Genomic DNA, 13,130 nt, shown 5'->3' on the forward strand with positions numbered 1-13,130 from the left:
CTCGTTAAATGACCGCGACCGGCCGCGCTTCGGCAGCCAGCAGACGCTTGATTTCCGGCACGCAGGAACCGCATTGCGTACCGCATCGGAGATTGTTTTTCAGGCCTTGCAGATCCAGGCCCTGGCGAATGCCGGCGCAGACTGCGTTGAGGCTGACGTTTTCGCAATTGCACAAGGTCTTGTCGGTGGCGATCGCTCCGACAGTGCCCGGCGGCGCGCTCATCGGCGCGAGCAGCCAGCGCCGCAGTTGTTGGTCGGCGCGGCCCTCCAGCCACAGGCTCTGCAACCAGTGTTGCGCAAGGGTTTCGCCGGCCAGGCGAATGGCGGTGATACGGCCGTTTTCGATGCGCACGCGCTTGCCAATGGCGCGACGCGGATCGTCATAGGCTAGAACCGGGCCATCCAGCAGTGACAGGCACTGGTCGATCTCGCCCAGCAGCTGTGGATCCGGCGCCTGGCCGTGTGCAGCGCGTATCAGCAGCGCTGGCCGCTCACGACCGACAAGGCTGAGGCTGACGTAGGAAAACGCCTCGCACAGCGGTCGTAGCGTCTCGAAATGCCGTTGAACATCACCCTCAATCAAGGCGAACAGTTGCCACGGCAGATTGACTGCCTCCAGACGCACGCCGCTGTGCTTGAGCTCCGGTTGCCTGGACAGCGGATCAAACGCCGGCAAGGTCAGCGTGTTGACGCCGCCCTTGAGATAGCGATCGCCCCAGTGCATCGGCAGGAACGCCTGGCCCGGACGCACGCTGTCGTCGCTGCCGACCGCAACAATCACTGCGCCACGGCGGCTTTTCAGATTGACCAGATCACCGGGCTGCAAGCGGTGCCGGCGCATTTCGTCAGGGTGCAGGCTCAGCACGGCTTCGCTGACGTGGCCGAACAATTGCGCGGCGGTGCCGGTGCGGCTCATGCCGTGCCACTGGTCACGCAGGCGACCGGTGATCAAAGTCAGCGGGAAGCGCGCGTCGCGTTGTTCCTTGGCGGCGCGGTACGGGTCGGCAATGAACTGCGCGCGGCCATTGGCTGTAGGGAAAATGCCGTCGCCGTACAAGCGTGGCGTGCCTTGGCGGGCGCCGGCAGGGAAGGGCCATTGCTGCGGGCCTAGCTCGTCGATCAAGGCATGACTGATCCCGGACAGATCCAGGTCTCGCCCACGGGTCAGCGCTTTGAATTCATCAAACAACTGCGAAGGTTGATCGAAAGCGAACAGGCTTGGCTGCTTGGGGCGCAGACGTTTCTCCAGACGCTGTGCGAAATCCACCGTGATTGCCCAGTCCGGCCGCGCTTCGCCCGGTGCGACAACCGCTTTGCGCACGTGGGAAATGCGCCGCTCGGAGTTGGTCACCGAACCTTCTTTCTCGCCCCAACTGGCGGCGGGTAACAGCAGGTCGGCAAACGCTGCGGTTTCGGTGGTGCGAAAGGCTTCCTGCAATACCACAAAAGGGCAGGCCTCAAGCGCTGCGCGGACTGCGCTCTGATCAGGCATCGATTGCGCCGGATTGGTACAGGCAATCCACAGCGCTTTGATTTTGCCGCTGCGCAGGTTTTCGAACAGTTCAATGGCGCTCAGGCCCGGCGCCTCGGGCAAGCTATCCACGCCCCAATACGCCGCCACCTCGGCGCGATGCTCCGGGTTGGCGGCATCGCGGTGACCCGGCAGCAGATTGGACAGACTGCCGGTTTCCCGCCCGCCCATCGCATTTGGCTGACCGGTGAGGGAGAAAGGTCCTGCACCGGGCCGGCCGATTTGCCCTGTGGCCAAGTGCAGATTGATCAGCGCGCTGTTCTTTGCGCTGCCGGCGGTGGACTGATTCAGGCCCATGCACCACAGCGACAGGAAGCTCGGCGCAGTGCCGACCCATTCTGCGCATTGCTGCAGTTGCTCGATGCTGATGCCGCACAGTTGCGAAACCATCTGCGGGGTGTAATCGCGGACCAGCGTTTTAAGTTCGGCGAGGCCTTCGGTGTGCACCTTGATGAAATCGCGATCGACCCAGTCTTCCCACAGCAGCAGATGCAAAATCCCATGGAACAGGGCGACATCGGTGCCCGGAAGAATCGCCAGATGCAGGTCAGCCAAATCGCAGGTGTCGGTGCGACGCGGGTCGATCACGATGACTTTCATCTGCGGGCGACGGGATTTGGCTTCCTCCAGTCGACGGAAAAGTACCGGATGGGCGTAGGCCATGTTACTGCCGACGATCATCACGCAGTCGCTGAGCTCCAGGTCTTCGTAACTGCACGGCGGCGCGTCGGCGCCGAGGCTGCGTTTGTAGCCGACCACCGCCGAAGACATGCACAGCCGCGAATTGCTGTCGATGTTGTTGGTGCCGACCAGCGCCCGCGCCAGTTTGTTGAAGGCGTAGTAGTCCTCGGTGAGCAACTGCCCGGAGATGTAGAACGCCACGCTGTCCGGGCCGTGTTCGGCGATGGTTTCGGCAAACACGTTGGTCGCGTGGTCGAGGGCGGTATCCCAGTCAGTACGGCTGCGCGCCAGGCCTTTGCCCAGGCGCAGTTCCGGGTACAAGGCGCGGGCGGCGAGGTCGCCGGTCAGGTGCAGCGTCGAGCCTTTGCTGCACAGTTTGCCGAAGTTGGCCGGGTGCGCCGGATCGCCGCTGACGCCGAGGATGCGCTCGCCGTCATGCTCGATCAGTACGCCGCAGCCGACCCCGCAGTAACAGCAGGTCGAGGCGGTCGTCTGGCGGTTCATCAGATGGCGTCCCGCAGGGCCAGTTGCACCCGGCCATTCTCGACCCGCGCCGGATGGTGATGGGCACAGCCGATGTCTGGCGCCTGAGCTTCGCCGGTTTCCAGGTCGATCTGCCAGTTGTGCAGCGGGCAGGCCACGCGCTTGCCATAGATCAGGCCTTGCGACAGCGGCCCGCCCTTGTGCGGGCAGCGGTCATCGAGGGCGAAAACCTCGTCGTCGCTTGTGCGAAAAATCGCGATGTCTCCTTTCGGCCCGGCAATGATCCGCGAACCGAGGGCGTTGATCTCTTCCAGCGCACAGATATCGAGCCAGTTCATGCCGGCACCTCCAGGTTTTTCACGGGGATCACGTCGAATTCTTTCTTCAGTTGCGGCTGCGCCAGGCGTTCTTTCCATGGGTCCTGTTCGAACGACAGGGAGAATTGCAGGCGCTCATTCAGGGCCTTGCGCCGCTCGGCGTCTTCGAGCACGTTCTTCTTGATGTGCTCCATGCCGACCCGTTGCAGGTAATGCACGGTGCGTTCGAGGTAGAAGGCTTCTTCGCGGTAGAGCTGCAGAAACGCGCCGTTGTATTCACGGACTTCTTCGGCAGTCTTGAGCTTGACGAAGAACTCGGCGACCTCGGTCTTGATCCCGCCGTTGCCACCGATGTACATCTCCCAGCCGGAGTCGACGCCGATAATTCCTACGTCCTTGATGCCCGCTTCCGAGCAGTTGCGTGGGCAACCGGACACGGCCAGCTTCACTTTGTGCGGCGACCACATGCTGAACAGGTCGTGCTCGAGTTCGATGCCCAGTTGCGTCGAGTTCTGTGTGCCGAAGCGGCAGAACTCGCTGCCGACACAGGTTTTCACGGTGCGGATGGATTTGCCGTAGGCGTGGCCGGACGGCATGTCGAGGTCTTTCCAGACGCCGGGCAGATCCTGTTTCTTGATCCCCAGCAAGTCGATGCGCTGACCGCCGGTGACCTTGACCATCGGCACGTTGTACTTGTCGGCCACATCGGCGATTCGGCGCAGTTCCGATGGGTTGGTCACGCCGCCCCACATGCGCGGCACCACCGAATAGGTGCCGTCCTTCTGGATGTTGGCGTGGGCGCGTTCGTTGATCAGACGCGATTGCGGGTCGTCCTTGGCCTCGCCCGGCCAGGTGGAAATCAGGTAGTAGTTGAGCGCCGGGCGACAGGTCGCGCAGCCATTGGGCGTGCGCCAGTTCAGGTAACTCATGGTCTCGGCGATGGTCAGCAGGTGTTCCTGACGGATCGCCTGACGAATCTGCCCGTGGTTGAGATCGCTGCAACCGCAGATGGCTTTTTCGCTTTTCGGTTTGACGTCGGCCGCGCCACCCACCGTATTGATCAGGATCTGTTCAACAAGGCCGGCGCAGGAACCGCAGGAGCTGGCCGCCTTGGTGTGTTTCTTCACTTCATCGACGCTGAACAGGCCGTGTTCCTGAATCGCCTTGACGATGGTGCCCTTGCACACACCGTTGCAGCCGCAGACTTCGGCGCTGTCGGCCATGACCATGGCTTTGTCCTGGCCCTGATGTCCTACGTCGCCTAAAGCGTTTTCGCCGAACATGAGGTGATCGCGGATCTCGCCTATGGCGTGATTCTCACGAATCTGCCGGAAATACCAACCGCCATCTGCCGTATCGCCGTACAGACAGGCGCCGACCAGCACGTCATCCTTGATCACCAGTTTTTTGTACACGCCGCCGATCGGGTCGGAGAGGGTGATGGTCTCGGTGCCTTCGCCGCCCATGAAATCGCCGGCGGAGAACAGGTCGATGCCGGTGACTTTCAATTTCGTCGAAGTCACCGAGCCCTGATAGCGAGCGAAACCCAGTTGCGCGAGGTGATTGGCGCAGACCTTGGCTTGTTCGAACAGCGGCGCAACGAGGCCGTAGGCGATGCCGCGATGGCTGGCGCATTCTCCGATTGCGTAGATGCGCGGGTCGTAGGTTTGCAGGGTGTCGTTGACCAGAATCCCGCGATTGCACGGAATGCCGGCCTTTTCTGCCAGTTCGGTGTTGGGGCGGATGCCGGCGGCCATCACCACCAGATCGGCAGGAATGATGTCGCCGTTCTTGAACTGCACCGAGCCGACCCGGCCATTGCCGGCATCGTGCAGGGCTTGGGTCTGTTCGCATAGGCGGAAGTGCAGACCACGGGATTCCAGCGCCGATTGCAGAAGCTGGCCGCTGGTCTTGTCCAGTTGCCGCTCCAGCAGCCATTCGCCGAGGTGCACCACGGTCACGTGCATGCCGCGCAGCATCAGGCCATTGGCCGCTTCGAGGCCGAGCAGGCCGCCGCCGATGACTACGGCGTGCTTGTGGGTCCTGGCGGTGTCGATCATGGCCTGGGTGTCGGCAATGTCGCGGTAACCGATCACACCCTGCAAGGTGTTGCCGGGAATCGGCAGGATGAACGGGGTCGAGCCGGTGGCGATCAGCAGGCGATCGTACTCGGCTTCGGTGCCGTCCTCGGCAATCACTCGGCGTTTGACCCGGTCGATCTCCACCACTTTGCGGTTGAGCAGCAACTTGATGTTGTTTTCCAGATACCAGTCGAGGTCGTTGAGGACGATCTCTTCGAAAGTCTGCTCGCCGGCCAGCACCGGCGACAACAGGATGCGGTTGTAGTTGGTGTGCGGTTCGGCGCCGAAGACGGTGATGTCGTAGAGCTCGTCGCTCAGCTTGAGCAGTTCTTCCAGGGTACGCACCCCGGCCATGCCATTGCCGATCATCACCAGTTTGAGTTTTTTCATCAGGTTCTCCGGGAGCTGCGGCTGGCCTCTGGTGGGCCGTCGGGCCTTGCTCGACAAATTTTGCGCAAACAAAAAAAGGCGTCCCGCTAGTTGCCTAGCGAGGACGCCTTTGTCCTGGTCCCGTTCTCTCGGGAAGCGCAGCCTTCGTCGTTGAAGGTTGGGCTTTATGTATGGTGAAAAGGGTAATGCAGTGGTTGTGCCAACTCGGGGGGACGCGGATTTATTGGGGATTGGGGTTGTGACAGGAGATTTTTTTGCACCGAATCGAGGCGTGTTGCTCGTTCGTGGCGCGTTAATTCTTGGGGTTATGCGGTGTGAAGCCGAATGCCTTCGCGAGCAGGCTCGCTCCCACAAGGTGTAGGCGAACGACACCAATCCCCTGTGGGAGCGAGCTTGCTCGCGAATGGCGCGGCGCGGTTCAACTGTGAAACAACAAAACCAGCAGCACCACATTCCCCAGCAACGCCACCAACGCCATGGTCCGCCAGACCTTCAACGGCTCCCGCTCGAGTAAAGGCCGGGGCCGCACACTCAAACTTTGCCGCTCACCCTGTTCCAGCACCAGCAGCCACTCTTCAGCGGTTTCGAAGCGTTGCTGCGGATCGGTTGCAACGCCGCGCTCCAGACTTTGCGCCAGCCAGTCCGGCAGGTCCGGGCGATAGCGACTGGCATTCACCGGTACGCCAAATCGGGGTCTCTGGAACGCTTCGATTTCGCCATAGGGAAAATGCCCGGTGAGCAGGTAATAGAGAGTGACACCGACAGAATACAAATCCTGTTGTGCACTCGGTGGTTCGCCGCGAAACGCTTCCGGGGCGATGAAACTAGGCGTTCCCGGCAGGGTCGCCGGCGCGTCCTCCGACAGTCCCGGGCAATAAGCCAAGCCGAAATCCAGCAGGCGCAGTTCGCCGTCGTCACCCCGCAACAGGTTTTCCGGTTTGATGTCGCGGTGCAGAATCTGCCGTCGATGCAGCAGCCCGACCGCGCGCAACAGGCGTTCGGCGATGTCCTGCCACTGCGCCAGTGGCAACGGGCCGTTGAGTTGAAACATTTCGGCCAGCGTCGTCCCGGCGTATTCGCGCATCACGTAGTACAAATGCTGACGCTGAGTGCAGGCATGGATTTGCGGAAAATGCCGGCCGGCCACGCGCTTAAGGAACCATTCTTCCGACAGCAGCGCCTGCCCGGCTTGCGGATCGTCGGCCAGCCGCGTCGGCAAGGTCTTCAACAGCCAAGGCTGGCCCTGACTATCGAGCACGCGATACAGCAATGATTGCTGGCTCTGGCCGATGATGCCTTGCACCTGCCAGCCTTCAAACGCTTGCCCGGGTTTCAGCGTTGGCGGCAGTGGCCATTGCTGCAATTGCACCAGCGCATCGCCGATGCTCGCTTCGCCCAGCGCATCGACGCGCACCAGCAGGGCACTGGCGTTGTCCTGACTGCCGGCCAGATGCGCGGCGTTGACCAAGGTTTGCGCCGCGCTGGGCAGATCCGCTTGATCACGCAGAATCGCGGCGATCGCGGTATCGCCCAGGGTCGACCAGACGCCGTCGCTGAGCAGCACGAAGCTTTCGCCCTCACGCAGTTCGCCGTCGAGGAAATCCAGGACCAGATGCTGATCGAGCCCGAGCGCACGCTTGAGCACGTGCTGCATGCCCGGTTGCTCCCAGACGTGATCCTCGCTGATGCGCTGCAAGCGCTCGGCGTGCCAGCGATAGACCCGGCAATCGCCGACGTGGGCGAGGGTGAAGCGCCGACCGCGCATCACCAGCGCGCTGACCGTAGTCAGCAGCGGTTGCCCGCCGCCGTTGGCTTGCAACCAGCGATTTTGCGCGAGCAGCAGGCGATCCAGCGCTTGGGCCACGCTCCAGGTTTCCGGCGTCGCGTAGTAGTCCAGCGCCAGCGCCTGCAAGGTCGAACGCGCGGCGAGGCCGCCATCGGCGCACTGGCTGACGCCGTCGGCGATGGCGAACAGATAACCCTTGCTCACCGCCAGTGCCGGCGCCGGTGTCACCGAACGCAGGGCGTCCTGATTCTCCGCGCGCGGGCCGGTGGCGCTGGCTTCGGCGAAGCTCAGTTGCAGGGCCATTCGAGCCTCAGACCCGCGCCGCCGTCACCGCCGCCGAACCCCAGGTGGTTCTCCAGCGACGCTTGACGCCGTGCAGGCCAAACCATGCCAGCACGCCGAGGCTGGCGAACAACCACAGCGCCAGTTGATAGCTGCCGGTGCTTTGCTTGATCGCGCCCATGCCGGCCGCGAGGGCGAAGCCGCCGATACCGCCGGCCATGCCGATCAGCCCGGTCATCACGCCGATCTCCAGACGAAAACGCTGCGGCACCAGTTGGAAAACCGCACCGTTGCCCGCGCCCAAGCCGAGCATGGTGCAGACGAAAAGCGCCAGCGCCGCGTAGGAACTTGGCAGATTGAAGCCGACGGCGGCGATGCAGATGGCAGCGACGGTGTACATCGCCAGCAAGGTGCGAATGCCGCCGAAGCGATCGGCCAGCGCGCCACCCAGTGGCCGCATCAGGCTGCCGCCGAACACGCAGGCAGCGGTGTAGTAGCCGGCGGTTACCGGGCTCAGACCGTATTGATCGTTGAAGTAACCGGGCAGGGCGCTGGCCAGGCCGATGAAACCGCCGAAGGTGACGCTGTAGAAAAACATGAACCACCAACTGTCGCGATCACCGAGGGCCTTGAAGTAGTCGGCCATGGCTTTCGGTTTTGGCCGCTGCGGGGCGTTTTTTGCCAACAGGGCGAACAGCGCCAAGGTCAGAACCAGCGGGATCAGGGCGAAACCGAAGACATTGCTCCAGCCGAACGCGGCGGCAATCACTGGCGCCAGCAGCGCGGCGAACACGGTGCCGGAGTTGCCCGCGCCGGCGATGCCCATGGCTTTGCCTTGGTGCTCTGGCGGGTACCACTGCGAGGCCAGCGGCAGCGCCACGGCAAATGATGCGCCGGCCATGCCGAGGAACAAGCCGAGGATCAGCGCCTGTTCATAACTGCGGATACCCAGTTTCCAGGCGCCGAACAGCGCGCAGATGACGATGACCTGGCCGATCAGCCCGGCGGTCTTGGGCGACAAGCGATCAGCGAGCATGCCCATGGCGAAGCGCAACACCGCGCCGGCCAGAATCGGCGTGGCGACGACAAGTCCGCGCTGCTGGGTGGTCAGGTGCAGGTCGGCGGCAATCTGCACCGCCAGCGGGCCGAGCAGGTACCAGACCATGAAGCTCAGGTCGAAATACAGGAAGGCCGCGAACAGGGTCGGGGTATGGCCGGATTTCCAGAAGCTTGAATTCATCGCGCACCTCGGCTGAAAAGAGTCTCGAAAGGAGTCATGCACAGCAGGTGGAGCGCCTCACGGCCGCACCACCGGCCCCGTTCTGTGGGGCCAAAACGCAAAAACGCCGCTACCTGATTCGCCGAGGGGCGAACGGGGTGAGCGACGTCTTTGTCGTAGGTGGGGCAACCGCCGTTGGTTACCTGTGCGGTTTACTTAGCGAGATTTGTGCCAACAGCTGAAAAGCAAAAGCCCCTCACCCTAGCCCTCTCCCAGAGGGAGAGGGAACCGAGCGGGGGATGGCCGAATCATTTGCCGATCTGAACGATTTCGAGTGAATCCATAATCGACTCGGTCGTTCAGGTCGGCGGACAGCGCAAGACAACGCGGTCGGTCCCCTCTCCCTCCGGGAGAGGGCTAGGGTGAGGGGCTCTTGATTTGCAGCGAAAATTTCAGCCCAGCAACTCACTCATGGCAATGATCTGCTCCGCCACCTGAATCAGCTTCTGCTGGCGGCTCATCGCCTGGCGGCGCATCAGCGTATAGGCCTCTTCCTCGTTGCAGTCCTTCATCTTCATCAGCAAACCCTTGGCCAGTTCAATGCGCTTGCGCTCGGCCAGTTGCTGGTCACGGGCCTGCAATTGCGCGCGCAAGGCCTGGTCACTCTCGAAGCGCGCCATCGCCACGTCGAGAATGGGCTGCAACCGTTGTGCGTGAATGCCTTCGACGATGTAGGCACTGACCCCGGACTTGATCGCCTGACGCATCACCCCCGGGTCATGTTCGTCGGTAAACATCACGATCGGCCGGGGCTGGTCGCGGCTGACCAGCACCACTTGCTCCATGACATCGCGGCTCGGTGACTCGGTATCGATCAGGATCACGTCCGGGCGCACCGTTTCGACGCGCGCCGGCAGGTCGATGGTCAGGCCGGACTCGTCGATCACCTCGAAGCCGGCCTCGATCAGCGCCGCTTTCAGGCGTCCGACTTTTTTCGCGGTGTCGTTGATCAGCAGAATGCGCAACATGTTCGCGGTCTCCTGTCAGCGGCGGGCGAGAAGGGGTGCATCGTCGTTCAACGCGTGCAGTTTGAAACTGCGCGCATAGCCCGCCGGATCGCTGCCGTCCCAGGCCTTGCCGTCGAGCAACTGGCTGCTGCGCAGGTCGGCGTGCGAAGCCGCAATACCGACAGCGCTCGCTGCCTCGCGATACAGATCCAGACGCTGAACCTGGCGGGCGACGGCCAGATAATCCGGATCCTCGCGCAACAGACCCCAGCGACGGAACTGGGTCATGAACCACATGCCGTCGGAAAGGTAGGGCAGATTGACCTCGCCATCGCCATGAAAACGCAGCGCATGCGGATCCTGCCAGCGATTGCCGAGGCCATCGGCGTAGTCACCCATAAAACGCGGCTCGATGCACGCGGCGGGGGTGTCGAGGTATTCGGTGGCGCTGAGCAATTGCGCGGTGCTGCGGCGGTTTTCCGGGCTTTCTTCGATGAAGCGGCTGGCCTCAAGAATGGCCATGACCAGCGCCCGCGCGGTGTTGGGGTATTGCTCGACAAATTCCCGGGTGCAGCCGAGGACTTTTTCCGGGTGGTCGGGCCAGATGCTCTGGCTGGTCGCCAGGGTGAAGCCGAGATCCTGCTGCACGGCGCTGGCCGCCCACGGTTCGCCGACGCAAAAACCGTCGATGCGCCCGGCTTGCAGGTGCGCGACCATTTGCGGCGGCGGCACCACCACGCTGTCGACGTCCTGCAACGGATGAATGCCCTGGCTCGCCAGCCAGTAATAAAGCCACATCGCATGGGTGCCGGTGGGGAAGGTCTGGGCGAAGGTCAGTTTTGCGCGGCTTTGGTGCACATGCCGATCGAGCGCTTCAGGACTGTTCACGCCAGCCTGTTGCAAACCATGGGACAGGTTCAGGCTCTGGCCATTCTGGTTCAGACCCATCAGCACTGCCATGTCGGTCGGGGCGACGCCGCCGATGCCCAGGTGCACCGCATAAATCAGCCCGTACAGGCTGTGCGCGGCATCCAGTTCGCCGCTGACCAGTTTGTCGCGCAAGTTGGCCCATGAGGCCTGACGCTTGAGGTTCAGGGTCAGGCCGTAGGGCTGGGCGAAGCCCTGAGTGGCGGCGACCACCACCGAGGCGCAGTCGCTCAGCGCCATGAAGCCGAGATTGATCGCGCTCTTTTCCGGCGCGTCGCTGCCATTGACCCAGGCCAGAGGCCCCAAGGACGTTTCGTTCATACGCTACCTCAAAAAAAACGTCGTCCCGGATTCTGCGCAGGCAAAACCCGGGGACGACGCCATTGTCCTGGTCTGCGCGCCGTCATTGGTCGGCAGACTGATGAGCGGGGTGGTGCAAGGCATATGCCAGTCGCCTGATTCGCGCAGGCGCCTCGCGCCGGGGGACGATGCCCGGCTATAATCGCCGCCTCTTTTCGCCGCCCGAGTCATTGCCGCCCATGTACACCCTGGCCCGTCAGCTGTTGTTCAAACTTTCCCCGGAAACCTCCCACGATCTGTCGCTGGATCTGATCGGCGCGGGTGGACGTTTGGGCCTCAACGGCTTGCTGTGCAAGGCGCCGGCGAAAATGCCGGTGACCGTCATGGGGCTGGAGTTCCCGAACCCGGTGGGGCTGGCGGCAGGTCTGGACAAGAACGGCGCGGCCATCGACGGCTTTGCACAACTGGGTTTCGGTTTTGTCGAAATCGGCACCGTGACCCCGCGCCCACAACCGGGTAACCCGAAACCACGGATCTTCCGCCTGCCGGAAGCCGAGGCGATCATCAACCGCATGGGTTTCAACAACCTCGGTGTGGATAACCTGCTGGCGCGGGTCGCTGCGGCAAAATACCAGGGCGTGCTGGGCATCAATATCGGCAAGAACTTCGACACTCCCGTCGAGCGTGCGGTCGATGATTACCTGATCTGCCTGGACAAGGTTTACGCCCACGCCAGCTACGTCACCGTCAACGTCAGCTCGCCAAACACCCCGGGCCTGCGCAGCCTGCAGTTCGGTGACTCGCTCAAGCAATTGCTCGCTGATCTGGCCACCCGTCGCGCCGAACTGGCCCTGCGTCACGGCAAGCATGTGCCGCTGGCGATCAAGATCGCGCCGGACATGACCGACGAAGAAACTGCGCAGGTTGCCCAGGCATTGATCGAAACCGGCATGGACGCGGTCATCGCCACCAATACGACTTTGAGCCGTGTCGGTGTTGAAGGCATGGAGCATGGCGACGAGGCGGGCGGTCTGTCCGGCGCGCCGGTGCGTGAGAAGAGCACACATACCGTGAAAGTGCTGGCGGGCGAATTGGCCGGACGCTTGCCGATCATTGCCGCGGGCGGGATTACCGAGGGCAAACACGCGGCGGAGAAGATCACTGCTGGCGCGAGCCTAGTGCAGATCTATTCGGGCTTCATCTACAAAGGCCCGGCGCTGATTCGTGAATCGGTAGACGCCATCGCCGCGTTGCGCTGAGGATTGCCGAGGCCTTGTGGGAGCCTTTGTGGCGAGGGGATTTATCCCCGCTGGGCTGCCCAGCAGCCCCAAACCTTGCACATTGATATGCCAGTTAAATTGAAATTCCGACTTCGCGACTGCTGCGCAGCCGAGCGGGGATAAATCCCCTCGCCACGTGGAACCCGGTTAACCCTTTTTGCAGGCATTAAAAAGGGCTCCTCGAAGGAGCCCCTGGGCCGTAGCCCGCCGTCCGGGAAGGACGTGCGTGGTTAATTCATTGCAAATTCAGATTGTCGTGTCGGAATAAATGCCCTGTGTCAGCCGACGGCGTGAAGTTCGTTGAGTCTGTGGATTCCCGCAGTGCCGGTCATACCGTCCCAGTTGTCGCCGCGTCCTTCTCGCCAGCCGTTGATCCAGGCTTGACGTACCGACGGTAGAGTGAATGGGCAAAGCTCACGGGATTTGCCACCAACGCCATATTGATATCCGCGCAAAAATGCTCTTTCCAACGGATCACGCTTAAGTCTTCTCATAGGGTGTTTCCCTCACTTGTTGACTGTAGTGTCGCGTTGACCTCAATTGAGGTCTGGCAGAAAAAACCTGCCATCGTGCGGCTCGCTGCCGGCGTGGCGAGCCAAGGTGTTGACGCCGTTGCGACGTCAACCTGTGCTCAGTTCTAACCAATGAGTCACACCGAGGGAATGATCGTTTTGTCATAAGCACGTAACGTAAAGGATGCTATGGCGATAAGTAACCGCGTATTTATTCAACGTTCAATGCGCAAACCCCGGTATGATCGGCGCCCCGCTGACTCAGGGGGTTAATCCTTTAGTGAGAATGACCCACGTTTGCGCTTGGGTAATATTCGACGAAGGGTCGCTTTCA

The 13,130-nt window shown here is 62.1% G+C and carries 9 protein-coding genes; 1 reads left to right on the forward strand and 8 read right to left on the reverse strand.

The genetic code is table 11. The features are described 5' to 3' along the window. Positions 1–4: 4 nt before the first annotated feature. The 7 genes from V8J63_RS06725 to V8J63_RS06755 form a co-directional block, all read right to left on the reverse strand. Positions 5–2,716 (reverse strand): nitrate reductase, encoded by a 2,712-nt coding sequence (locus tag V8J63_RS06725; protein WP_125927617.1) that lies wholly within the window; start codon positions 2,714–2,716, stop codon positions 5–7. Then, complete coding sequence (gene nirD / locus V8J63_RS06730; RefSeq protein WP_016773836.1) at positions 2,716–3,033, reverse strand: nitrite reductase small subunit NirD; 318 nt, start codon at positions 3,031–3,033, stop codon at positions 2,716–2,718. The genes V8J63_RS06725 and nirD overlap by 1 nt, the downstream gene beginning before the upstream one ends. After that, positions 3,030–5,483, reverse strand: coding sequence for a nitrite reductase large subunit NirB (gene nirB, locus V8J63_RS06735; protein ID WP_336463801.1), 2,454 nt, complete (start codon positions 5,481–5,483; stop codon positions 3,030–3,032). Before nirB ends, nirD begins: the two co-directional genes overlap by 4 nt. A 418-nt stretch (positions 5,484–5,901) precedes the next feature. Next, positions 5,902–7,572 (reverse strand): bifunctional protein-serine/threonine kinase/phosphatase, encoded by a 1,671-nt coding sequence (locus V8J63_RS06740; RefSeq protein ID WP_336463802.1) that lies wholly within the window; start codon positions 7,570–7,572, stop codon positions 5,902–5,904. Positions 7,573–7,579: 7 nt separating this feature from the next. Continuing rightward, positions 7,580–8,791, reverse strand: coding sequence for a nitrate/nitrite transporter (locus V8J63_RS06745; RefSeq protein ID WP_197892291.1), 1,212 nt, complete (start codon positions 8,789–8,791; stop codon positions 7,580–7,582). Positions 8,792–9,222: 431 nt separating this feature from the next. Beyond that, entirely contained in the window at positions 9,223–9,798 is a 576-nt protein-coding gene (locus V8J63_RS06750; protein ID WP_095189450.1) for an ANTAR domain-containing response regulator, read from the reverse strand. Positions 9,799–9,813: 15 nt separating this feature from the next. After that, entirely contained in the window at positions 9,814–11,025 is a 1,212-nt protein-coding gene (locus V8J63_RS06755) for a CmpA/NrtA family ABC transporter substrate-binding protein (RefSeq protein ID WP_125927614.1), read from the reverse strand. Between the two features lie 218 nt (positions 11,026–11,243). Here V8J63_RS06755 and V8J63_RS06760 point away from each other — a divergent pair, with 218 nt between their 5' ends. Further along, positions 11,244–12,263 carry a quinone-dependent dihydroorotate dehydrogenase gene (locus tag V8J63_RS06760; protein WP_071171588.1) on the forward strand — a complete coding sequence of 340 codons (1,020 nt, stop codon included), beginning with the start codon at positions 11,244–11,246 and terminating at the stop codon, positions 12,261–12,263. 299 nt (positions 12,264–12,562) lie between these two features. Here V8J63_RS06760 and rmf read toward each other — a convergent pair whose 3' ends face one another. Further along, a complete protein-coding gene (gene rmf, locus V8J63_RS06765) occupies positions 12,563–12,778 on the reverse strand; it encodes a ribosome modulation factor (protein WP_003223300.1) in 216 nt (71 codons plus the stop codon). Positions 12,779–13,130 lie beyond the last annotated feature (352 nt).

The sequence above is a fragment of the Pseudomonas sp. CCNWLW23 genome, from assembly GCF_037095675.1.
GTDB lineage: Bacteria > Pseudomonadota > Gammaproteobacteria > Pseudomonadales > Pseudomonadaceae > Aquipseudomonas > Aquipseudomonas atacamensis.

Bases quoted from the DNA above. Each gene is read 5' to 3' on its own strand.
- V8J63_RS06725 (WP_125927617.1), bottom strand. From the start codon at position 2,716: ATGAACCGCCAGACGACCGCCTCGACCTGCTGTTACTGCGGGGTCGGC.
- nirD (WP_016773836.1), bottom strand. From the start codon at position 3,033: ATGAACTGGCTCGATATCTGTGCGCTGGAAGAGATCAACGCCCTCGGT.
- nirB (WP_336463801.1), bottom strand. From the start codon at position 5,483: ATGAAAAAACTCAAACTGGTGATGATCGGCAATGGCATGGCCGGGGTG.
- V8J63_RS06740 (WP_336463802.1), bottom strand. From the start codon at position 7,572: ATGGCCCTGCAACTGAGCTTCGCCGAAGCCAGCGCCACCGGCCCGCGC.
- V8J63_RS06745 (WP_197892291.1), bottom strand. From the start codon at position 8,791: ATGAATTCAAGCTTCTGGAAATCCGGCCATACCCCGACCCTGTTCGCG.
- V8J63_RS06750 (WP_095189450.1), bottom strand. From the start codon at position 9,798: ATGTTGCGCATTCTGCTGATCAACGACACCGCGAAAAAAGTCGGACGC.
- V8J63_RS06755 (WP_125927614.1), bottom strand. From the start codon at position 11,025: ATGAACGAAACGTCCTTGGGGCCTCTGGCCTGGGTCAATGGCAGCGAC.
- V8J63_RS06760 (WP_071171588.1), top strand. From the start codon at position 11,244: ATGTACACCCTGGCCCGTCAGCTGTTGTTCAAACTTTCCCCGGAAACC.
- rmf (WP_003223300.1), bottom strand. From the start codon at position 12,778: ATGAGAAGACTTAAGCGTGATCCGTTGGAAAGAGCATTTTTGCGCGGA.